Source organism: Bacillus sp. 41-22, assembly GCF_025809295.1.
Taxonomy (GTDB): domain Bacteria; phylum Bacillota; class Bacilli; order Bacillales; family Bacillaceae_G; genus Bacillus_A; species Bacillus_A mycoides.
Genome location: NZ_CP084035.1, coordinates 1,080,022 through 1,103,205, shown reverse-complemented (window position 1 = coordinate 1,103,205; position 23,184 = coordinate 1,080,022). Strand labels below are relative to the sequence as shown.

Below are 23,184 nucleotides of genomic sequence, written 5' to 3'. Positions count from 1 at the left end.
AGCTCCCCCTTTCTACTTACATTACAGATTCTTTTTTCTTTAATACTACATCTGCTAAACAGTCGATAAATGCGTCCGACGCATTAGGCATTTCGGGACGATAATATTTCGCGCCAATTTCATCCGTTACAACTTTACACTCAAAGTCATTGTCATATAAAACTTCTAAATGTTCCGCAACAAATCCAACTGGTGCATATACGAATGAACTGTAGCCGTATTTTTCATTTAGTTCTCTCGTTAAATCTTGTACATCTGGACCAATCCAAGGGTCTGGTGTATTTCCGGCACTTTGCCAACCTACTGCATAATTTGCTACTTCAGCACCACGTGCAATATAGTCAGCTGTTTCGTTTAATTGATCCGGGTATGGATCGCCGAGTGCGATAATTTTTTCTGGTAAGCTATGTGCAGATACGATTAACACTGCTTTTTCACGTTCTGCTTCTGACATACCGTTATATATACCTTTCACTGCATCGACCCAATACTGAATAAATTTCGGTTCTTTATACCAGCTATCGATGCCGTGAATTGTTAAGTTTCCAAGTTTTCCTGCTTCTTCTTGCGCTCGTCCTACATACGACTTCACGCTAAAAGTAGAATAGTGAGGGGCAAGAACGAGTGCAATTGCATCTTCTATTCCATCTTTATGCATAGCTTGTACTGCATCTTCAATGAACGGTTCAATATGTTTTAAACCAAGATACATGTGGTACTCTACTTCATCTTGTATTTCATTTAAACGTGTCTCTAACTTTTTAGCTTGCTCTAATGTAATAGTAGCTAAAGGAGAAATACCACCAATTGCACGGTAACGCTCTGTTAAATCTTCTAGCATTTCAGGACTTGGCTTTCTTCCTCTGCGAATATGTGTATAGTAACGTTCAATATCTTCTTCTTTATATGGCGTTCCGTATGCCATTACAAGCAAACCAATTTTCTTTTTCATACAGACAATCTCCTTTACTTCGCTAACTGTTCTTTAGAGTACTCATGAATAAATGTAGTTAAGCGTTTTAATGTATCTGGATTTACTTCTGGGAATACGCCGTGACCTAAGTTAAAGATATAACCTGGCTGCTTCATCCCTTGATCTAAAATACCTTTTACATGTTCTTCAATAACAGACCAAGGTGCTAATAAGAATGAAGGATCCATATTTCCTTGTACCGCCTTGTGAACACCACGTGCGCGTGCTTCTTCAATCGGTAAGCGCCAATCTAAACCTACTACATCAAGCGGTAAGTCGTGCCATTCATTCACTAAATGTGCAGCACCTACGCCGTGCATAATCATTGGAACACCCATCGGGCGAACTTCTGCAAAAATACGCTCCATCGCTGGTTTAATAAATATACGGTAATCCGCTACATTTACTGCTCCAACCCAAGAATCGAAAATTTGAACCGCTTTTACTCCTGCGTTAATTTGCGCTTTTAAATATGTAATAACCATATCTGCAAGCTTATCCATTAAAGCGAACCAAGCTTTCGGCTCTGCATACATAAACGCTTTCGTATTATGATAGTTACGAGAAGGACCGCCTTCAATCATATAGCTCGCTAACGTAAATGGAGCTCCTGAAAAACCGATTAACGGTACATCTAACATTTCTGTCGTTAATAAACGAATTGTATCTAGTATGTAAGGTACGTCATCTTCTGGATTGATTTCCCCTAATTTTTCTACATCTTGTAAAGAACGGATTGGACTATCGATAACTGGACCAATGCCAGATTTAATTTCCACATCAACACCAATTGCAGGTAGTGGTGACATAATATCTTTATAAAGAATTGCTGCGTCTACGTTATATTGATCAACTGGCAACTTTGTAACGTAAGCGCACAACTCTGGATTATGTGTAATTTCAAATAAGGAATATTTCTCTTTTATCTTTCTATATTCCGGCTGTGAACGACCTGCTTGACGCATATACCATGCTGGTACATACTCTGTACGTTCCCCCCTACATGCTTTTAAAAATGTCTCATTTATAGTTCTTACCAAGACCCTAGCTCCCTTCCTTACCAATGCTTTTTCTTTAAATATGCTCTATTCCGATATTTATCTTTTTTTACTATACAGCTTGTAAAAACAAAATGCATAACATTATGTACGTTGTTCATTAAATTGACACAAACGTTCGTAAAAACGTTTACTATTTTCACAACATTCTTATTATAGCACAGAGAAAAACTACGGTTTAGCTACTTTTGACTTTTCTCCTTCACGGTTCGTTTGTGTGTTATATGGTACAACGTAAAAACTTGGTTTTGAGAATATATTAATAAACTTCTCCTCATATTTCCCCGTTCCTTTTGCCGTTCCAACGTGAGTATGAATTCCTTTTTCAACTTTATAAATCCGATACATAATTCGCTCATCAGGAAGCGGCGTCCAGCTTAGTTTCATTGCAAATAAACCGAAAGGACTAAATGCTAGTTTTGCTTCCACGTTTTGAATCTTATCTAAACGAATTGGCAGTCCAATTGTTTCAACACCTTTTGGCCTATGAAAACTCGCTTTATCTTGTATGTTTGCTTTCGTTAAAATCTTTTTAAATAACATCGTTGCAGATGCATTTCCATCTTGTAATTGATGCTCTTTATCGGTGCGGTCATAGCCAATCCAAACTGCACCTACTAAATTCGGTGTATATCCAACGAACCACATATCACGCGCACCATTGTCATCATTCGGCAATGAAGTTGTGCCTGTTTTTCCAGCTAAAGCTCCATTATATACGCCAGCTTTCGCCGTACCTTCTTTCACAACTCCTTCAAGCATCTTTGTCATATACCATGCCGTTTGCTTCGAAAAGACTTTCGTTTCAGCTTTTGATGATTCTCCAATAACCGCCCCGTGTCTATTTAATACTTTATCGATAACGTGCGGTTCGATAATATTCCCGTTTGCTAAAAAAGATCGGTACATTTTGACAAGATCAAATGGAGACACACCATTTTTTAGCCCGCCAAGTGCTGTGCTTAAACCTGAGTCCGCAATATGAACATTCCCTTTCTCTAAATATTGCTTTCCCTCATCTACCCCTAATTCATTTAATAAAGATACAGCTGGCACATTTGCTGATTCTAATACCGCATCGTACATCGTCATCTCTTTCGTATACTCATGATTATAATTTCGAGGTTCATAACCTTCAAACGAACTTTTTTCATTCGTTAATAAAGAATATGGATTATATTTCTTCGTCTCAAGTGCAGGTCCATATACGATAAGCGGCTTTAAAACAGAACCAGGCTGCCGCTTTGCAAAAACGCGATTAAGCCCTCTCGGAACATACTCTCTTCCGCCAATCGCGGCTTTAATTCCGCCAGTCTGATTATCCATTAATAAAAATGCACCTTGCGCCCCGTTTTCTTTACCAGGGAAATTTCTCGCATCTTGAAACTGGTTATATGCTACCTTTTGAACTTTTTCATCCATCGGTACGACAAACGTATATCCTCCGCGCAGTACTTCTTGATGCGATAAACCATATAAACGCGCCGCTTCATCTATAACCATATCGATATACGGCATATATGCGAGTTCACGTTCATCTGAATTTTTATAAAGAGCTATTGTTTTCCCTTGGTAACGAACACTATCTTCCGCTGTTAAATAGCCTTGTTTATGCATAAGTGACAAAACAAGATCACGGCGCCCTTTACTCTTTTCTAGGGATAAGTACGGTGAATAGCCATTTGGCGCTTTCGGAAGCCCTGCAAGCATAGCTCCCTCTTCCACTGTTAAATCTTCTACATTTTTATTAAAATACAACTTTGCTGCCGCTTGAATACCATATGCCCCATGACCGAAATAAATATGGTTCATATACATTTCAAGAATTTGCTGCTTCGTATATTTTTGCTCTAATTGAAGAGAAATTGCGACCTCTTTCAATTTGCGCGTAAATGTTTTTTCGCGAGTTAAAAAGACGTTTTTAGCTAGTTGCTGCGTAATCGTACTACCGCCTTCTACCTTCTCTCCAGCTAACGCGTCTTTATAAAGCGCCCGAAATATAGAAGGGTAATCAATTCCTTGATGCTCATAAAAACGAGAATCTTCCACAGCAATAAATGCTTGCTGCACGTACTTTGGAATTTCTTCAATCGGCACGAGCTCTCTATTTTCTACATATAACTTCGTAATTTCTTTTCCTTTCTGGTCAACGATACGTGATGAAGAGTGGAAAACAAGCTGCTTTTCATCCATCATATAGCCACCAGTTAACACAATAAGTTTATAGAGTACAATCGCTACTACGAACGTTGCTACCCCGCCTAATAAAGTCCACTTTGCTTTCTTCATACATCGGCCTTCTTTCCAAATGATGGTACATTTATTATTTGAAAAAGAAGTATCTTTATGTATATAATCTTCGAAGTTTTTTAAGAGAATTGATATAATAGAGACAAACCATAAAGGGGGCATTAAAATGAAGGCTATTATTTCATACGAAACACCTCTAGAACAAGCACATTTCACTGCAAAAAATAACGAAAAAGATATGTTTTATAAAGAAAATACTGAAGAATCTGTAGAATCAACACTTCAGTATGACGTATTAGACGCTGTTGGAGAATTTAAAGGACAATCTGGCTACATCGTTTGTAACAACATTTCTGTAACAGACGAAGGTCGCCCTGTATTTGAAAACCGTTTTAAAAACCGTGCTGGTCTAATCGAAAATGAGCCTGGCTTCCAAGCAATCCGTGTTCTTCGCCCATTAAGTAATGATACATATGTCATCTTAACGATGTGGGAAACTGAGCAAAACTTTAAAGATTGGACAGAATCACGTTCATTCGAAAACGCTCATAAAAAACGCCCTGCACAAGCAGAAGGACAAGCACAGGCTCAGGCGCATCCACATGCAGAACAGCAAAAAAGCATTTTCTCTCGCCCGTCGTTCGTGACTACTTTTGATGTGTTAGTTTAATTTTCGGAGTTCGGAGTCAACGGTATGTGAAATTATATAGGCGATTTTTCGAATATATCGGCGCAACTCGAAATATATCGACTTATCGACAAATGACGACACACAAAAAAGGAAACACCATTACACACCGGTGTTTCCTTTTTCTTTATACCAATTATATATGCGAAGCGCGTCTTCTTTTCGCATATGCTTCACTTCATAACCATGTCCCGCCACCGCTACAGCAGCTGTACATAACTCGTCTTTCTTTTGAAAATAAGATTGATTGTATCCGACCACTTGAATATGCCTTCTTCGCATGATCCCTGTATATTTCGCGAGACCTCGGTGCACCATTACTAACTGATTGTCTCGTATCATATATCCACCACTTTTATATCTAGCGTATGCAAGTATTGTAAATACAATAAATAGCGGTATAAGAACGAACAACGCAGTATGTTGTTTAAAATATATACTCGCACCAGCGATTGGCACAGCGAGCACAGCACTTGTAATCCAGCCCATTACGACGTAACGGCGTAATGCAGCCTTCGGTAAATGAACGATTTCCTCTTCTATTTCATACGGCAACTGTAAATAGGCAAGTAGCTGCTGTACATCTTTTTTCTTCATAAAAGGATGTAACATCACTTCATTCCCTGCGGCTTCTATACTTTGAATGACTTCCACTTCGACAGAGCAATAACCGAAAGGCTGGCGGAGAATTCCTTCTTTCACAGTAATTGCTTGAATGCGGTGGAGCTTTAAGACAAACTCTTTCTTATCAAATAACCCTTGCACAATACGAATTTCATTTCCGTTTCGCTCTATTTTAAAGTTCGCATATTTTAGCGCATAACCAGCTGTCGAAACGACCCACGAAACCGCCATTAAAATCGCGGCCATAACGATTAATTCATATACACCGTTATCCATCACATACGCTTCCACTTTATTTATGAGCCATTCTGGAAGAAATTGATTAAACTCTGTGTAAATAAGAAGTAATCCAGAAAACACTAATCCGAATCTACCAGACGTAATGGAAGCTACTAAAATCTCTTTCATCGTTAACTGATAAATCGTCTTACTTTCTTCTGCCATGGGTACTTCTTCACTCGCAGCGCTTCTTTTTTTATTTAATAAGGCAATCAGTTCCTTCGCTTCATCTTCTTTAATACCAGCTAACATCACTTCCGGCTCACTACCGCCGCCCGCTACTTCTATATTTAATTTCGTAAGCCCAAGCATTTGATAAATGACATTAGAAGATGTACTAATGTTTTGCACACGATCTTTATTTAAATAACTTTCCTTCTTCACAAAAACACCGTGTTTTATATGTAAAATATTATTTTCAACCCAGTATACTTTGAAATACCATTTTACAGCTGAAAAAATAGCCATAATAAATAATACAAACAAAAGAACAAGATGTAAGAAATACCAAGGTTTTACTTCACCATCTGAACGAAATAAAACAAGAAAAATAAAAGGCAACAAAGTCGCAATTCGAATACCTAACAATATCGTGATCGGATGTTGCCTCTTATACACCCTCATCACTCACTTTCGCAAGCTCTCCAATTTGTCTTTTCAACTGTTCTGCTTCTTCTTTCGTTAAACCTGGAATACTATGAGAAGTTGCCGCTGTTGAAATATGTAATTCTGCTAAATTATACTTTCTCATAATTGGTCCTTGCTCAATCGTTACGTGCTGCACACGAATCATCGGAATAAGTACGCGCTTCACAACGAACATTCCCTTTTGAATCTCAATCTCTTCTTCATTTAATCTGTAACTATAATAACGTTGACGTAAATTTGGAAATACAAAATAGTCGAGTGGTATGTATATAACTGCTCCTGTCACTAACAATCCAAACAACCAGCCCCACCAGTTAAAGTTAATCATAAAAAAGAAATACGCAATTACGACTGCTAGTATAACCGCCGCCCCAATTAAAGCATGAATTCTCCACACTTTTAGCATATTAGAATGAATCTCCCTCTCTAACGGCTGCATCTCATCACTCCAATTATATGAATTTATTAATTATATATTAGTTGTTATATACAGTTTTGTAAAATTATAGTTTCTTACATTGTGTCGAGCATTTCTTTAAAATTCCCTTCATTAATGGAATACACCTGAAACTGAATGTAATCTATCTCATTCGTATTAGGGCGAGCGTATGGCAAAATGTTAAATTTAGAAGCAGTTCTTCCTAACATATCTATAATCATTAGAGAAACGTCAATATATTCGAAGTCTACACGGAATACTACTGCTTCTCCCGTAAATTCATACTCTTTAATCGCATCATAAGACTTATTCGCACTTATAAGCGTCACTTTTAATAGTTGGTTTAAATTTTCTGGTTTGAAATTAATCATTTATACAACTCCTTTTTTAATAAAACACTATAAAAATAGTGTAATCTTTTACTTTCATAGCCTCACACATTCATTATATTAAAAATAAAGCTAGTTTTTTATAATTTTTTTGATATAATTACTTACGGGAAAAGGGAAGAATTTTGTCTTCCCTTGTGTTTTTATTTGCATCTAGTACTTTTGCTAGATGCTTTTTTTTATGCTAAAAAGGTACCCTCAAATACTTTGAGGATACCTTTTTCATCAATTTAGTGCATTTCAACAATTGTACCATCTTCGAACACCTTGAATACTCCAGTAAATCCTGCTCCAGCTGCACCTTCTATTTTATATGTCGTACGCACTCTAATTTGATAATATTTCTTTCCATTTTCTACTTGCGTATCCTCTAGCGTGTAATTATATTCTTCTTTATATTCTTTTTTGATATATTCTTTAGCTTTCTCAAAAGTAAATGCATCTTGATTCTTTCCTGTCTCTACCTTTTGATTCTTTTCTGTCTCTACTTTTTGGTTCTTTTCTGTTACTACCTTCTGATTCTTTTCTGTCTCTGTTTTTTGGTTCTTTTCTGTTACTGCCTTTTGATTTTTTTCTGTCTCTGCTTTTTGGTTCTTTTCTGTCGCTACCTTTTGACTCGTTACTGCATCATTTTTTTGTGCCTTCGCTGCTGTCGTTACACTCTTTGCAGTTTTTTCCTCTTCACCAATTTTAGTGATTAATCCTAAAGCCTTTTTATTATATTCTTCAAGGTTCTTGTTATCTTTTGTTTCTGAAACTACCTTATTTAACATCTCTTTCGCTTCTGCATAATTTTTCTTACTTATTAACTCTTCGCTTTTTGTCAGTTGCTCTTCATACTTCTTTTTTTGTTCTAAGATCGCTACTAATGCTGTTCGTTCTTCCTTGGCTTGTTTTATAAGCGTATTATTTCCATTCTTCATGTTCTCTACTTTTCCAAATGACTTGATTGATTCTTCTACCTTTGTTTCTTCTTTTAACTTCACTGCTTCAATCATTACTTTCGTTTGTTCTACAAGCACTGTTGCATCTGAATCATCTTTTTTCTCATCTAATGCTCGTTCAAATGATGATAAAGCATTTTTATATTCTTTATTCGTTAACGCGGTCTTCCCTTCATCCATTGCTTTGTCAAAATCCCCATTACTACATCCAGCTAGCATTAAAAACGTAAGTCCAATTACCGTTAATAACTTTCTCATTTTCTCTCCCCCTATATATAACTAAAACAATAACATCATATGTATAAAAGTCTGTGTAGTAATTAGACTGAAAGTAAATATGTACTGTACATTTCATTTACTATCATTACTTAAAACTCCTAAATAGTTGGTAGTTGGTTTTCTTCTTCTTTTAAGACAGAAAGGAATTTTAATAAAGCCCTTACTCAGAATCTTTACTACACACACTCTTATACACATAGAAAAATCATTTTTCGTTTATAGTTTGCTATTTCTTCAGCTTTAAACATCCTCAGCTAATTGGAATACAAACTATAATCTGTAACATACCGAAAAACAAAAGAAAACAACCCGTAACAAAAGTCACGATTCGTAACTCTTTTGTAACACAAATGTAACATAAGGTTTTTAAACATACAATAGTTTTTTACATTATTTTCCGACATCTATATTTTAAGCGTCAATAAGATACCAATCCTTAGTGTAAATACGGATTCTCCATAAAAGCATACAGGGGATCTTTCCTCATTGTCATCCAGTTGAAAAGTAAACAGTACTCTGAAACGAGAATTTCATACGCTAATAAAAAAAGCCTACTAATTAAAGTAGACTTAAAATAATGCTACCTTTTCGTGCAATTGGTTATCACGAAAAGATGACATGAAAATCTTTAAAGTTATCAAATTAATAGTTTGTCAGTTCACTTTCAGGAGTTTGAATAATAACAGGGTTTTTCCCTGGATCAATCCATCTTAAAATATCAATAACATTTTGTTTATCTACACCTGTACACCCTTCTGTCCATGAAGTAGAAACATGGAAGAAGATTGCGCTTCCTTTGTATGGTGTACGTGATTCAGTATTATAATTAATTACGAATCCATAATCATATGCTGGAATATACATATTTTCAGCTGATTTCCATCTACCTCTTACAGGCTTTTCCTGTAAAGTATTATAGTATGGAGATGTCGAATCATCTACCCAAACGTGATTTTGCGTTAAATTAATAAAGGGAAGTTTCGTACCAGGATTCCCTTGTCTACCGAAAGCTGCACCAATTGTGTATTTTCCTCTTGGCGAACTCATACCACTTTCACTCATCTCAACTGCAAAACCTTTTTTCCCAATATATCCACTTATATTCTTTTGCTCTCTCCATTTCCCATTTGAATTTTCAAATGTACGAACTTGAGCTTGATCCGTATTATAGCCTTTTGTTGTAACTAAAATAACCTGTTGATTATTTTGGATTGTTTTTAAGTTATCAATAACTGTTCGAGATTCATTCATATTCATCCATTGTAGACCTGAACCAGTTCTTATACGCAACCACGTACCTCTTTCTTCAACTACTGTTACCGTTTGCGATGTATATTTTACAAGTACATTCGCTGAGTCCGCTGGATAATCATATGTGAAAAAGTCTCTATTAATATGAATTCTTTTCTCGTTTAATAAGATCCATTTGAACCCTTGATATGTATGGATTTTAACCCAGCCATCTCCTCTTTCTTCATACACTGTGACAGTTTGCGGGGCACCTTCAAAAGCGATTCCTGAAGATAATGATGCATCATGATAAGCAAAGAAATTTTTGGACATCTGAATTTGTTTACGCTTGAACTCTTTATCTTTTGAAGTATCTGTTCGAGCGACTAAACTTACAGTTTCAGCACGAGTAATCGTTTGATCAGGCTTCCAATTATCATTACCATATCCACTTGAAATACCTAATTCAACTAAAATATTTACATATTTCTCGCTCCAATGCTCTTTTAAGTCGTTAAATATTGTTGGAGGATTCACTGTCACTTTCTCTTGTAATTTGTATGCATTTACTAACATAGAAGCCATCGCGCCTCTCGTTAACTTTCCAGTAGGATTGAACTTCCCGTTCCCATCTCCTTTAATAACACCCACTTTTTCTATAGCCGCAATATACGGAGCTGCCCAATGCTTTTTTGAGTCATCAAAAGTAGGCGCTGCCGATTGATCGACAGGAAGGTTCAATATTTTCGCCATCATTTTTGCGGCTGAGCCTCTATCTATCTCTAAATTTGGTGAAAACGTGCCATCAGGCATACCTGACAATACATTTTTATTTATAAGATAATCTACTGATGGCTTTACCCACCCCGGAACATCAGGGAAACTACTTGGAGCTGCTTGTGCTTCATTCTTAGTTACATTTTCCATTTCAGCTAAAGAACTTGAAGAAATAGAAAGAGATCCTACTGCAATCATACCTATCGTTGCTATTTTTATAAGCTTCATATTTATACATGTTCCCCTCTTCTTAATTAAACTAAATTGTAGTACCACGACCTTTTGTGATTCATTTCACAAAATCTATCGTAATCATAAATCGATAAATGTTAATTATAACCTTTTATCCTAAATATTCCAATAGGTGATTTAAAAAGAAAGAATGTACTACCAGTTTACTGTTTATATTAGAAGCGAAAAAATAAGCTAGTTTTTTATATACTTGATATAATTACATATAGGAAACGGAAGATTTTCATTTGTGTCTAGTTCTATTGCTACATGCCATTTTATATTATTTTACATAGTCTCGGGGGATAATAATGAAGAGATTTACTGTTAGCTATATAGCATGTTTACTAGTTTTCTCTATTGTTATGAATGTTTTACCATATGCACGCATTCCAAATTATGCAGATTCATGGGGATCGATTTTGGTATCTATTATTACGGTTTCAATTCTTGGAAGCATCCCTGTTCTTATCGGTTGTTTATTAGGCGAGTTTTGTTATAGAAAAATAAAAAGAAGTCACGAATTAAAGATCGGAGTTCCTTTATTTATATTGTTAGGTATTTCTTACAATCATTTACTCTTTATGTGGTTTAACAACAGAGATTTTCTATCCTTTTATTTAGAAGCTTTTCTGGATACTGGCCTTCCTATTACTGTATCATCTTTATTGTTTTATCTTATAAGACGGCGTTAATTCTCTCATCATTACATAAAAAAATAACCCTCTATGATAAAACATAGAGGGGAGAATTTCTATATAAAAACCTATACCTTATCCTGAAGTGAACCCGAAAACAGAACACATATCAAAACACCTAAACCGTCTGTTCCCTATATTCTTTAGGGGACAAGTGGTTTAGGTGGTTTATTAGAAGCTAGTACCTTCTTTTTTATAATATTCTTTTGAAATCTCTTCATAAAATGCTGCCGATGTCGCGTAGAAATAAGGTGCAGACCATAAGAAACCGATTCCTAAAGTAAGAATACTTAAAATGAACCAGCCAAGGAAACTTAAGCATAGTAAAAAGTAATCCATTTTATGTCCATTCATCATACGGCGACTTTCGGTAATTGCTTGATTCGCTGTGTATTCTGGACGATCATTCAAAATAAAATACGTCATAGAATAAGAAAATGATTTAATAATACCCGGAATAATAAGAAGTAATGTCCATAGCATCAAGTATACATACATTAGTAAATATGTTAAAAACGACTTCATAAGCTTACTTCCATCGCTAAACCATCTAAATAAATCACCAATGCGAGCACTAGTCTCACGGATTACATTTAAAACAAGATAGTAGGCGCCTATTGTTAACGGACCAATAACAAGCATTGCAATAATACTTACTATAAGCGAATCACTTGCTTCTTCCCAACCCCAAAACATCGAGAAAACACCTGTAATTAGAAGTTCAACAGCTCCAATAAGGATTCCAAGTAATAAGGTTGCCCCTACCGCTAATCCCCATTTTCCTTTTAATGCATCAAGTGCTTCTCTTTTCAACTGACTTATCATATATAACCTCCTAATATTATTTCTATATTAGTATACCATTTATATCAAAAATTTCACGAATTTCCCTGAAATAGAAAGGTACTACTTTTTTTCTGATACGTATTGAGAAATGTGAGCTGTATTTGCACCCATATATGAATCAAACTACTCATTTCTCCATAACAAAAAAGCCTGCCTTTCATAATAGGCAAGCTTTTTTAAATTAATCCTCACTTATTCTCTTCTTATACCAATCCTGCATTCTCTCCGCATCTTCTACTCTCGTATGCTCTAGTTTATAATTCGATGATGCACTAGAAAACGTATACGTACATAAACCCGCTCGGCGCTGGAAATATGATTGTGTTTTTTCAATTGATTGGACGTGTCTTCTTCTTACAAGCCCTGTATGTTTCCCAATACTACGATGTATAATCGTAATTTGTTCTCCGTTTACACCGTAACCATTTGTTTTAAATGTTGCGTATCCAAGTGTAAAGATGAGGATAGCTAGCGGTAACAACGCCCACATGATGAAATACTTTTCAAAGTATATGCTTATCCCAGTAAGCGGGACTGCTAGCATTGCGAAGAAAATGAAACTATCAATTAAATAACGGCGCAAGGCTGCTTTTGGTAATGCAGTAATATTTGTATTCAGTTCATATGGCAATTGTAAATGAGCGAGTAACTCTTGCACACGATCTTTTCGAATAATCGGATGCAGCGTAACTTTGTCTTTCTCTTCTCCCAATCCCTTACTTTGAATGACTTCGACTTGCACAGCACAATAACCGAACATCTGACGGAAAATACCTTCTTTTATCGTAATCCCTTGAATGCGGTGTAACTTTAGTACAAGTTCTTTCCTTTCAAGTAATCCTTGAGAAATACGCACTTCATCGTTTTTTCGATTTACTGTGAAATTACCATGTTTTAACGCGTAACCAATTGTAGATATAATCCAAGAAAGGACGAGTAAAATAGCTACCATGTAAATCCAGCCGTATATATCATGATCCATTACATACGACTCTACGCTATTTTTTATCCATTTCGGAATGTACTCATCTACTTGGTGATACACGAAAAAGATTAATGAGAATAATAATCCAAATTGACCGGATGTAACAGATGCTAATAAAATTTCTTTCAAAGTTAATTTGTACTCTGTCGCTTGCTTTTCCTCTGTCATAACTTCTTTTTCTACTACTTCTTCTGATGTTTCTTCTGCTTTCACTTCTGGAGTTGGCTCATTTAGTAAGGAAATAAGCTCCTTCGCCTCATCTTCCGTAATACCAGCTAAGCTAACTTCGGCATCATCACCTCCGCCAGCTGTTTCGATTTGAATTTTCTTTAAACCGAGCATTTGATATAACACGTTTGAACTTGTATTAATCGTTTGAACACGTTCTTTATTTAAGTAGCTCTCCTTCTTCACAAAGAGCCCTTGTTTAACATGTAATACGTTATTTTCAACCCAGTATGTTGTGTAATACCATTTTTCAAACGCTGAAAAAATAGTAAGTAAACCGAATCCAGCGGGAATTAAATACCAAAATGGGAACTTTCCATTTAAACTAAACATGAAAATAAGTAATGGTATAAAGTCTGTTATTTTTAATTCTAATAACATCGTAATGGGATGCTGCCTCTTATACATCCTCATCACTCACTTTCGCTAATTCTGCGATTCTCGTTTTTAACATTTCTGCTTCATACATCGTTAAGCCTGGAATGCTGTGAGAAGTTGCTGCCGTTGCAATATGTAATTCTGCTAATCCATGTTTTCTCATAATTGGCCCTTGTTCAATTGTCACGTGCTGTACACGAATCATCGGTACTAATACGCGCTTTACTACGAAAAGACCGTGCTGAATTTCAAGCTCTTCTTCATTTAATTGATAGCTATAATAACGCTGACGTAGTTTCGGGAATACAAAATACGAAAATGGTGCTAGCGCAACTGTTAACCCAACCATCACATACAAAATCCACGCCCACCAATCAAACTTTATCATAAGGAACAGGTAAGCTAAAATGACGAGAATACCGATCCCTTCTTCAATTACAGCACGAACTTTCCACACCTTGACCATGTCAGGATGAATTTCATTTTTCAATGGATCCATGTAACCACTCCAAATCTATTAATCTAATATATGAATTGTCTCAATCTATATTTTACATAACTTTACATAAAATTGAAAATTTATTATTTATCCGTTTTTTTCTCAGGAATAAAATATCCGAACCAAAGGAGCCAAACTAAACTAATTAATGCGAGCCAACCTTTATCCGCTTGGAAAGCTTCAATCATACCTGGAATTTTATACACTCCCACAAATCCAAGGAAACCGAGCCACCAGTTTTTCTGCATTTTCATTTTTATTCCCCCTCCTTCATTACGTTTTTCACATTTTGAATCCAAATTTCTTTATACTTTAACTGGAATCCTATTAATATGTAATTACTCATATTATCAATAACGAGCGCTAACGTATGCGCGTTTTCTTCAGTTGCATGTTGTGACACAACACCAAGTTCCACACCTTTCTTTAATAAATCGTGGAATCCATTTAAGAAATCTTCTTGTATTTCAAATAAGCGTTTCTGGTACTTTTCATTTCGCGTCGCAGTTACGATGAATTCATTTATAACGCGTAATATGCCTTCTTGACCTCTATACTCCGATAACATATGTAAACCATCTGCGATTAACTTTTCTGCAAAGTTTTCTTTCGTATATTGTTCTTTATCGAAGTAATTGACGAAATAATATCCAGAAAAAATCTCTTCAAATAAAAAATCAACTAGCGCTTCTTTAGACGGAAAATGATAATAAATAGCTGGCTTTGATATACCTACTTCTTTCGCAATCATTGAAAGACTCATCTTCTCAATGCCGTGCTCTGCCATTAGTTTAAATGATGCATCTACAATGTGCTGCGATGTTTGTAAATTTTTTGTCATACTGTACCTCTTCTATTTTTACTTACCGGTCGGTAAATAAATTGTAAAATGAAAATGAATGATTTGCAAGTTAATTAGAGTTTTAAAAGGAACTTCTTCATGAACCTAGAAAAATATAAAGTAAAAACAATGTATAACGATAAGGAGGATTTTCATATGGGATCTGGCGGTAAAGGTGGTAGCGGCGGCGGTGAAGATGGCAAAGATGGTAAGAGCGGTAGTAGTGGGCTTTTATTAATCATTCTGCTCTTTATCGTATTCATTATAATTGGAGCTAGTTATAGTGTGTTTAGCTTCTAAGAAAAGACACAATTCAGTTAGTTATAGTAGCGTAGAAAACTGAAACAGAGATTAAAATTTTCCTTCTTAAGGTTTCTTCACCAGTAAGGGCACACAAAATAGAAAGCCCCGGTTATATTTAACAGCCAGCGCTTTCTATTTTCAGTATTCTTATAATGCTTCATCTATATTTCCAACTCGCACACGTAAATCGTTATTGATCATCCACAATAATATACGCTGTTCGGATTGGCCCATGCACACCTACGACAAGGTTCATTTCAATATCCGCGCTATTTGACGGACCAGAAACGAAGTTCACACAAGCCGGCAAGTTTTCTCCCGCTTTATTTTGATCATGAATCAGTTTTGTAGCTTGGGTTAATCTTGGTACAATCGTACTTTTAGGAACGATTGCAATATATGACTCCGGAAGAAGACTCACATGTCTTCCTTTTAACCCGTCATTAAATAGTACAACGGTTCCTGATTCTGCCAAAGTCATATCACTGAACGTAATGCCAAGGTCAGCAGCTTTCGCAAATGCTATGTCCTCTTCTTTATGTTCTAATCCCCATGTACGAAAATGTGTTGTACCTTTATTGCTGAAACATGGCGTAAGACCATACTCATTAAAGCGCTCATCATTCGAACATATAACAGATTTGATATTCCAACCTTTTATAAAAGACCCCAATGTTTCAACAAGATTTCCCTTTGTTGTTCGCTTTACTTCTGTATGAATGACTTCGCAGTGCTCTATTAACTTTAATACAAGTTCGTCTTGCGCCAGTCCGTCAAAAACAGTCCACTGCGGGGAAAAAGACCAGTTCGGTTTTTCCACTGCTTCTGGACGTTTCCTACCAAGCTTTTCTGATAACTGGAGTAAAAATTCCTCACGATTTTGGATGGCCATCATTGTTCTCCTTTTCGTGTTTTTCAAACCACTCTCGAAACGGTTGTTTTTTCGGAACTGGAAAATCTCTCGCATCCGTCCAAGCTTTTAACGGCCCAATTCCACGCTCGATCTTATCCCCTTTTGCAAGAGGTTTTAATGCATACGGAGCGCTCTTCGCTGCAAAAGAAAATAGTCTAGGACTCTTCACCGCTTTTTCAAAACCTTTCATAGCCACGTTCCAAGCTACAGGTGATTGTTTTTCTTCTACAATGCGGCTGCGATGTTTAATTAATAAGTCATGTAACGGGATTTTCACTGGACACGCTTCTGTACAAGCACCACAAAGGCTAGATGCGTATGGTAAATCCTTATATTCATCATATCCCCCTAAAAGCGGTGTCAACACAGCTCCAATTGGTCCTGGATAAATAGAGCCATATGCATGTCCACCAATATGCCTGTATACAGGACACACATTAATACATGCCGCGCAACGAATGCACTGAAGAACACTTTGGAATTCTGTTCCTACAATATCGGAACGACCATTATCAACAATAACTAAATGAAATTCCTCAGGTCCATCTGTTCCGCCAGGCTCAGTTAATCCTGTAATATAACTTGTTAACTTTTGTCCTACAGAACTTCGGCATAGAAGTGTTACTAAAACATCAAGTTCTTCCCATGTCGGAACAATACGTTCCATCCCCATAACTGTAATCAACGTTTTCGGAAGTGTCGTAGTAAGTCTTGCATTTCCTTCGTTTGCTACGATAGAAATTGACCCAGACTCTGCAACAGCAAAGTTACATCCAGTCACCCCTATATCCGCTGCAAAAAAATCATCACGTAAATACGATCTTACAAACCTCGCCATTTCCGTAGGATCAGATGTTCCAGTATAATCTAACTTTGTTTTAAATATTTCACAAATGTGTTCTTTATCCTTGTGAAGACACGGAACAACAATGTGTGATGGAGGATCGTGGTCGTTCACTTGTAGAATAAATTCAGCAAGATCTGTTTCTAACACTTCCGCTCCAGCTTCTTCAATCGCTTCATTTAAACTAATCTCTTCCGTTACCATCGATTTTGATTTCACAATTTTTTTCGCGTTTTTCTTTTTTACAATCTCTTTTACATATTCCCTTGCGTCTTCTGCAGTCTTTGCGAAATAAACGAAACCACCGTTTTTCTCAATATTTTCACTCAGCTCATATAAATAATAATCAAGGTTTTCTAATGTATGCTTTCGAATTTCTTCTCCTAAAGCTCGCCATTCTTCCCAGTTCCCAAGACTCTCAGTAGCTTTTAATTTCTTGATTCTCAGACCATCTTGCGCTTTCCTGACAGCCTGTCGCATAAATTGATCCCCAATGCCTGTTTTAGTACGCTTATGAAAGGGATCGTTCCCAATTTTCATTCCCATCTCTATATCCCCCCTTGTTTTCGATCTTCATTTAATACTTGAGCAATATGTTTTACATCAATTGGATAACCATTACGTGTTAAACGTCCTTTTATATTCATTAAGCAGCTACAATCCATCCCAATTAACAATTCCGCACCGGTTTCCATAATATGCTTTACTTTTTCCTCAACCATTTGCTCAGAGATTTCTGGCATTTTCACCGAGAATGTCCCTCCAAATCCGCAACAATCATAATTATGCGGCAATGAAACAACTTCCAGTCCCTTTACACACTTTAATAGTTTTTGCGGTGGTTCCTTAATCCCCATTAATCGGCTCATATGACAAGATGTATGAACCGTTGCTTTTTTATGAAGCTCTGCACCTAAGTCTTCTTTCCCTAATACTTCCACAAGAAATTGTGTGAATTCATATGTTTTATTTCCAAGTTCAGTAGCTTTTTTCTTCCACTCCGCTTCACTTTCAGAAAATAAGGTAGAAAACTCGTGAACCATCATCGCGCACGAACCCGATGGTGCCACAACATATTCTGAACTAGCAAAGGTTTCAATCATATGTTTTGCCGCTGTTTTCGTTTCTTTCAAATACCCGCTATTATAGGCAGGTTGGCCGCAGCAAGTTTGGCTTTTAGGAAAATCAACTTCACAGCCTAAATCTTCAAGAATTTCGACGACATCACTTCCGACCTCTGGATAAAAAACATCTGCCACACAAGTGATAAAAATTGATACTTTCATATTTGCACCCCTAAATACAGTAAAGTAATCTCAAGTAACTCTATTTGTATATTATTGGTAAAAAGATGAAAAATATGAATAAAAATAACAAAAAGCACCCTAAATTACACATGTAGGGTGCTTTCTTTTTAATTTCTATTCAGCAATCGCATACGATAACAATTCATCGTCACTTCTCCGAGTCTTTGCAGTAATTGATAGTTCGCATATGCGCCGACTGGGGCACCGATGATTGGAACGAGTTGAAGCATTTTTGCTAAATCGATATAGTCTCGGTATTCTGTTTGGAACTTTTCCCAGTCCATATGATTTTCTTCTTCTGTATCCCACGTTTCAATCGCTTTCCATACTTCTTTTCGGTGATCGTCACTTGAAAAAGCAAGTTGGAAAACGTGAAGAATAAAAAGGCGCTCTTCTTTTTTACTCGTATCAAATCCGTACAATGTTGCTGCATCAAATAAAAATTTTATTTTAATAGTAAGTAATAACGGGAAATCGGCAAGGCCAAGGAGAATACCACCTGCTCCTGTTCCTGCCCCTTCTGCCGCTGCAACTTTTTTGTACTCATCCATTTTTTTACGTACTTCATCATCTCTTCTTTGCAGTGACCAGTTCGTTTCTTTTAGCTTCGGTTTTATGAAGTTTGATCCAGCGCTAATTGTTTGCACCATCATCCGAATCGTTTCTGTTAGTACCTTTTGCACTTTCGCGGGCACTAGTTGTTGCACTTTCACCTGCACTTTTTTAGAGAACCGTGTCATCATAGAAGAATCTTTCATGAATGTAGCTTTCCACTGCTCCAATTCTTTTCTAACCTTCTCTTCATATGTAATCATAGGTTCATTCCTTTCAGTTTAAACGCTCAATTCGTTTCGCCCCGTACTGGTAAACGAAACCGATACTAAATAATATGCTTACGACAAATAAAATGCCGGTCATTATGAAATCTTTCGTCGCAAGTGCAAATATAATTGTAAATACAACGCTACCAATGATAAGAATCGCATTTAATAAAGTAAGGAAATCTCTCTTCTTCTCGTCTCCCCCTACCGGATATAAATCAAGCCAAACTTTCATACGGTGATGTTTCCAAAGGGTTAAGAGCTGGTAGCCGATTAAGTATAAGAAAACAAGGCTTACGATAAAACGTCCATATAAAAATGGGATAAAGTAAAGAATAATTCCCCCAAGAACGAGTAAACGCATATATAATCCGAAATAGTTACCCGATCTTAAAAATGTTCTCGTATATAAGTATAAATATGTACGTTTCTCACCGATCATCGAAAGAATGAAATCAAGCCATTTCCTACGTGATACTCTCTCTTTTAACGCTGGTACATCAACGAACATATTCGCAATGCGGTACAGCAGCATCATTTTTTTACCCTCTTCAGAAATTAAATACTCCCAGTTTAGCGGCTTTCCTTTCACCTTTTGATGCATAACAGCAAGGTATAGCGCCATTAAAAAGACAATTACACCGGTAAAAATGACTGAAGTACGTTCTACAAGGAAGTACACAAATAAGCCGTTTAAGATAAAGCGAATGAACCAATCTGCTTTTTGAACGCTTTGATCTGTTAAAAATGATTTTTCCCACGCTACGAATAAATTCCACGCTTTTACAATGACAAACGCGATTACAATCCATATGTAATTGGCACCTGTTTGTTTCATTTGCTGGAAGTATAACGGGGCAAGCGCAGCTGCTACCATTGCGATTATGTATAACTGAATCATAAACGTAAAGAGAAATGCCTTCGTAAAATAAGGCTTTAACTTTTCTTCAACTGGCAGCAAATACACGAGGTCTGCTTCTTTTAATAACGTTTGGATTGACCCAGCTGTTAATACGAGGCCAAGTAAGACTGCCATAACAATCGCTGTCGGAAACGAAGGTGTTAACGTTTGTAACCATTGCTGGTAATAATACGCTCCTGCTCCGATGATAAATACGAAAATAAATTTCAAATGATCATTAAATACGTATTTACTATATGTACGAACTTCTTTTAGAAAGTGCCGAAATCGTTCTTTCCATAACGCTGTGCTATTCATAATCTTCTTCCTTCGTTAACGCAATATAAATATCATCAAGCGTTGCACCAGGCATATTAAACCCGGATTGAAGTTCTGATAATGTTCCCATCGCTCTCACTTCACCTTGATGCAAAATAATGAATGAATCACAATAGCGCTCTGCTGTCGCTAAAATATGTGTACTCATTAAGATGCCCGCACCACTCTTTTTCATTTGATCCATCATTTGAAGAAGTGATTGAATCGCTAACGGATCAAGCCCAACGAAAGGTTCGTCCACAATGTAAAGTGATGGTTCAACTAAAAATGCACTCATAATCATCACTTTTTGTTTCATCCCTTTTGAGAAATGAGACGGAAACCATTTCAAACGATTTTTCATGCGAAACTCTTGTAATAGTTGTCCTACGCGTTCTTCATATTGTTTTTCATCTACACCGTACGCCATCGCTGTTAATTTCAAATGCTCTTCTAACGTTAACTCATCATATAATACTGGCGTTTCTGGAATGAAGGAGAAACTAGAACGGTACGCTGTCATATCATCACGAATTGTTTTCCCATTAATTGTGACAGTTCCTTTTTTCGGCTCCATTAAACCGATGATATGTTTAATTGTCGTACTTTTCCCGGCTCCATTTAAACCGATCAAGCCAACAAGTTCGCCTTTATTAACAGAGAACGAAACATTTTGCAGTACAGGTCGTTTCGTATATCCTCCTGTAACATTTTCTACACGCAATAACTCGCTCATACGACACCACTTTCTTCATTTATATTCATTCACTTTTGTAAGAAATGTATATATTCATCTTACCAAAAATCATGGTGCACTACATAGTATCGATGCCTTCAAAAAAAAAATTAAATTTCTTGGCATATATTTTTACGAAAGCGGACATCATAATTAGTGAAGAAGGAACACATTGAAAAAGCAACCACCAATTGATGAGTACAACAACATAGTGAAGTCATCATGAAATGGGGTGTCCAAGTTGGACAATGAAATTTACACATAACCAGATAATTTGTTTCATTTTCGAAACGGGGTGTCTCCGAAAGAGCATATACTGTTTTTTAAAATAAACAATTTCATTTTAAAAAAAGATTGCAATTCATTTCACTTGAAAATGGGGTGTCTACGGCAGAAACTTTAGCCGATTTACCGTGCATTTCTTAAATAAATGAGGTGTCTGCGAACCGTAAATTATAAAAAATGCTTTTTCAATCCCTCTTCAGAAAACAGGAAGCTGAGTCAGCTTCCTGTTTTTCGTGTTTGTTCTCCTATGTAATTATGGTAAAATACGGCTAAGACTATTTGAAAGGATGAGATCGATGAATCATACAGCGGACAATTGTATTTTTTGTAAAATCATTGACGGGCAAATCCCTTGCTCAAAAGTATACGAAGATGAACATGTACTTGCATTTTTAGATATTAGTCAAGTAACAAAAGGACATACTCTTGTTATTCCAAAAGTACACAAACAAGACATTTTTGCGTTAACGCCAGAAATCGCATCACATATTTTTGCTGTCGTTCCAAAAATCGCAAATGCAATGAAAGCAGAATTTAATCCAGTTGGTTTCAACCTACTTAACAATAACGGCGAGAAAGCTGGACAAACTGTATTCCACTTCCACCTTCATTTAATTCCACGCTACGGTGAAAACGATGGTTTCGGTGCTGTTTGGAAATCACACCAAAATGAATACACAATGGAAAATTTACAAAACATCGCAAGTACAATTGCAAATAGTGTGAAATAGTGCCACTATAATAAGAAGTAATACATAATAAGCCTATTCCTCTGGCATTTATTGTATGGCTTCTTTCTTCACAAAAAATGCCGGGGGTATGATTTTTTTGTGCATAGCATGTACAAGAGAGAAAAGCTCGCTTTTCTTCCCCTTGTCTTAAAGATATGCACACTTTTATACATCATGAATACGAACGAAAAATAAGGAGGTTTCCTTTTATGTCAAAAGCTAAATCCTTTATTACAGGTGTACTTTGCGGCGGAGCAGTTGCTGGACTAGCCGTTCTTTTCTCAACTCCTTCTTCTGGTAAAGCTATGCGCGGTAAGCTGAAAGAAAAAGGAACTGATATTAAAAAAACATTAGCTGATATTACAGCTGATACGAAGTTATTAAAGCGTCAAATCGTTGAAACTGCTTCAGAAGGTAAAGAAGTATTCCAAGAACTAAAAGACGATATGCATGACACGCTTTCTAACTGGAAACAAGATATTTCTCAAAACAAACGACATATCGAAAAAGAAATTTTAGACATTCAAAAGTCAATTGAGAAACTACAAGAAGCCGTTCCAGAAAAAGCGTAAACATATTCCTGCTTAGTTTTTTGCATATAACAAATATTTTTCATACGAATTGACCTTAACACGGCATATCACATAGATATGCCGTGTTTTTATGCATTTACAATATATGTTATCCCTTAACATGTAAAGACAACACATGTATTCTCGACTCATAAAACGCTTCCATAGT

At 36.3% G+C, this 23,184-nt stretch carries 24 protein-coding genes; 5 read left to right on the top strand and 19 right to left on the bottom strand.

Annotated features, from left to right (window positions below):
* Nucleotides 1-16: 16 nt before the first annotated feature.
* The 3 genes from hemH to LCF45_RS05580 form a co-directional block, all read right to left on the bottom strand.
* Nucleotides 17-952 (bottom strand): ferrochelatase, encoded by a 936-nt coding sequence (gene hemH, locus LCF45_RS05590; protein WP_002134839.1) that lies wholly within the window; start codon nt 950-952, stop codon nt 17-19.
* 14 nt (nt 953-966) lie between these two features.
* A complete protein-coding gene (gene hemE, locus LCF45_RS05585) occupies nt 967-2,013 on the bottom strand; it encodes a uroporphyrinogen decarboxylase (protein ID WP_002168947.1) in 1,047 nt (348 codons plus the stop codon).
* A gap of 189 nt (nt 2,014-2,202) precedes the next feature.
* A complete protein-coding gene (locus LCF45_RS05580) occupies nt 2,203-4,320 on the bottom strand; it encodes a transglycosylase domain-containing protein (RefSeq protein WP_002011154.1) in 2,118 nt (705 codons plus the stop codon).
* Between the two features lie 127 nt (nt 4,321-4,447).
* Between LCF45_RS05580 and hmoB the strand changes: the two genes are divergently transcribed.
* Nucleotides 4,448-4,951 carry a heme-degrading monooxygenase HmoB gene (gene hmoB / locus LCF45_RS05575; protein ID WP_002011151.1) on the top strand — a complete coding sequence of 168 codons (504 nt, stop codon included), beginning with the start codon at nt 4,448-4,450 and terminating at the stop codon, nt 4,949-4,951.
* 120 nt (nt 4,952-5,071) lie between these two features.
* On the opposite strand, the gene LCF45_RS05570 is transcribed toward hmoB, so the two are convergent.
* The 5 genes from LCF45_RS05570 to LCF45_RS05550 form a co-directional block, all read right to left on the bottom strand.
* Nucleotides 5,072-6,490: a PH domain-containing protein gene (locus LCF45_RS05570; RefSeq protein ID WP_016126675.1), complete on the bottom strand. Its 1,419-nt coding sequence runs from the start codon at nt 6,488-6,490 to the stop codon at nt 5,072-5,074.
* The gene (locus LCF45_RS05565; RefSeq protein ID WP_002186468.1) at nt 6,483-6,959 is read right to left on the bottom strand and encodes a PH domain-containing protein; all 477 of its coding nucleotides are present in this window, start codon (nt 6,957-6,959) and stop codon (nt 6,483-6,485) included. Before LCF45_RS05565 ends, LCF45_RS05570 begins: the two co-directional genes overlap by 8 nt.
* Before the next feature lie 74 nt (nt 6,960-7,033).
* Nucleotides 7,034-7,330, bottom strand: a complete 297-nt coding sequence (locus tag LCF45_RS05560; RefSeq protein WP_003187801.1) for a hypothetical protein — start codon at nt 7,328-7,330, stop codon at nt 7,034-7,036.
* Nucleotides 7,331-7,578: 248 nt separating this feature from the next.
* Nucleotides 7,579-8,550 carry a hypothetical protein gene (locus LCF45_RS05555; protein WP_016119773.1) on the bottom strand — a complete coding sequence of 324 codons (972 nt, stop codon included), beginning with the start codon at nt 8,548-8,550 and terminating at the stop codon, nt 7,579-7,581.
* Nucleotides 8,551-9,213: 663 nt separating this feature from the next.
* Nucleotides 9,214-10,806, bottom strand: a complete 1,593-nt coding sequence (locus tag LCF45_RS05550; protein WP_263894660.1) for an S-layer homology domain-containing protein — start codon at nt 10,804-10,806, stop codon at nt 9,214-9,216.
* A gap of 314 nt (nt 10,807-11,120) precedes the next feature.
* On the opposite strand from LCF45_RS05550, the gene LCF45_RS05545 reads away from it, so the two are divergent.
* On the top strand, nt 11,121-11,504 hold the full coding sequence (locus tag LCF45_RS05545) for a hypothetical protein (RefSeq protein WP_002125795.1): 384 nt from the start codon (nt 11,121-11,123) through the stop codon (nt 11,502-11,504).
* A gap of 174 nt (nt 11,505-11,678) precedes the next feature.
* Here LCF45_RS05545 and LCF45_RS05540 read toward each other — a convergent pair whose 3' ends face one another.
* The 5 genes from LCF45_RS05540 to LCF45_RS05520 form a co-directional block, all read right to left on the bottom strand.
* Nucleotides 11,679-12,332: a DUF975 family protein gene (locus LCF45_RS05540; protein ID WP_003187807.1), complete on the bottom strand. Its 654-nt coding sequence runs from the start codon at nt 12,330-12,332 to the stop codon at nt 11,679-11,681.
* A gap of 202 nt (nt 12,333-12,534) precedes the next feature.
* Nucleotides 12,535-13,974, bottom strand: coding sequence for a PH domain-containing protein (locus tag LCF45_RS05535; protein WP_078202944.1), 1,440 nt, complete (start codon nt 13,972-13,974; stop codon nt 12,535-12,537).
* On the bottom strand, nt 13,967-14,443 hold the full coding sequence (locus LCF45_RS05530) for a PH domain-containing protein (protein WP_002030228.1): 477 nt from the start codon (nt 14,441-14,443) through the stop codon (nt 13,967-13,969). The genes LCF45_RS05535 and LCF45_RS05530 overlap by 8 nt, the downstream gene beginning before the upstream one ends.
* 83 nt (nt 14,444-14,526) lie before the next feature.
* Nucleotides 14,527-14,697, bottom strand: coding sequence for a hypothetical protein (locus LCF45_RS05525; protein ID WP_002011131.1), 171 nt, complete (start codon nt 14,695-14,697; stop codon nt 14,527-14,529).
* Between the two features lie 2 nt (nt 14,698-14,699).
* Nucleotides 14,700-15,284: a TetR/AcrR family transcriptional regulator gene (locus tag LCF45_RS05520; protein WP_002011130.1), complete on the bottom strand. Its 585-nt coding sequence runs from the start codon at nt 15,282-15,284 to the stop codon at nt 14,700-14,702.
* Between the two features lie 156 nt (nt 15,285-15,440).
* Here LCF45_RS05520 and LCF45_RS05515 point away from each other — a divergent pair, with 156 nt between their 5' ends.
* Entirely contained in the window at nt 15,441-15,584 is a 144-nt protein-coding gene (locus tag LCF45_RS05515) for a sporulation protein YjcZ (RefSeq protein WP_103458299.1), read from the top strand.
* 193 nt (nt 15,585-15,777) lie between these two features.
* Here the strand turns inward: LCF45_RS05515 and LCF45_RS05510 are convergent, their stop codons facing one another.
* From LCF45_RS05510 to ecsA, 6 genes are all read right to left on the bottom strand, one after another.
* The gene (locus tag LCF45_RS05510; RefSeq protein ID WP_263894659.1) at nt 15,778-16,479 is read right to left on the bottom strand and encodes a LutC/YkgG family protein; all 702 of its coding nucleotides are present in this window, start codon (nt 16,477-16,479) and stop codon (nt 15,778-15,780) included.
* Nucleotides 16,460-17,890, bottom strand: a complete 1,431-nt coding sequence (locus LCF45_RS05505; protein WP_078178133.1) for a LutB/LldF family L-lactate oxidation iron-sulfur protein — start codon at nt 17,888-17,890, stop codon at nt 16,460-16,462. Before LCF45_RS05505 ends, LCF45_RS05510 begins: the two co-directional genes overlap by 20 nt.
* Before the next feature lie 2 nt (nt 17,891-17,892).
* Nucleotides 17,893-18,630 carry a (Fe-S)-binding protein gene (locus LCF45_RS05500; RefSeq protein ID WP_078202943.1) on the bottom strand — a complete coding sequence of 246 codons (738 nt, stop codon included), beginning with the start codon at nt 18,628-18,630 and terminating at the stop codon, nt 17,893-17,895.
* A 128-nt stretch (nt 18,631-18,758) separates the two neighbouring features.
* A complete protein-coding gene (ecsC, locus tag LCF45_RS05495; RefSeq protein WP_002186484.1) occupies nt 18,759-19,466 on the bottom strand; it encodes an ecs operon protein EcsC in 708 nt (235 codons plus the stop codon).
* A gap of 13 nt (nt 19,467-19,479) precedes the next feature.
* Nucleotides 19,480-20,691 carry an ABC transporter permease gene (locus tag LCF45_RS05490; RefSeq protein ID WP_263894658.1) on the bottom strand — a complete coding sequence of 404 codons (1,212 nt, stop codon included), beginning with the start codon at nt 20,689-20,691 and terminating at the stop codon, nt 19,480-19,482.
* The gene (gene ecsA, locus LCF45_RS05485; protein ID WP_001292616.1) at nt 20,684-21,427 is read right to left on the bottom strand and encodes an ABC transporter ATP-binding protein EcsA; all 744 of its coding nucleotides are present in this window, start codon (nt 21,425-21,427) and stop codon (nt 20,684-20,686) included. The genes LCF45_RS05490 and ecsA overlap by 8 nt, the downstream gene beginning before the upstream one ends.
* A gap of 581 nt (nt 21,428-22,008) precedes the next feature.
* On the opposite strand from ecsA, the gene LCF45_RS05480 reads away from it, so the two are divergent.
* Both LCF45_RS05480 and LCF45_RS05475 read left to right on the top strand, forming a co-directional pair.
* A complete protein-coding gene (locus tag LCF45_RS05480) occupies nt 22,009-22,443 on the top strand; it encodes an HIT family protein (RefSeq protein ID WP_001016832.1) in 435 nt (144 codons plus the stop codon).
* A gap of 209 nt (nt 22,444-22,652) precedes the next feature.
* The gene (locus LCF45_RS05475; protein WP_002011120.1) at nt 22,653-23,015 is read left to right on the top strand and encodes a YtxH domain-containing protein; all 363 of its coding nucleotides are present in this window, start codon (nt 22,653-22,655) and stop codon (nt 23,013-23,015) included.
* Nucleotides 23,016-23,184 lie beyond the last annotated feature (169 nt).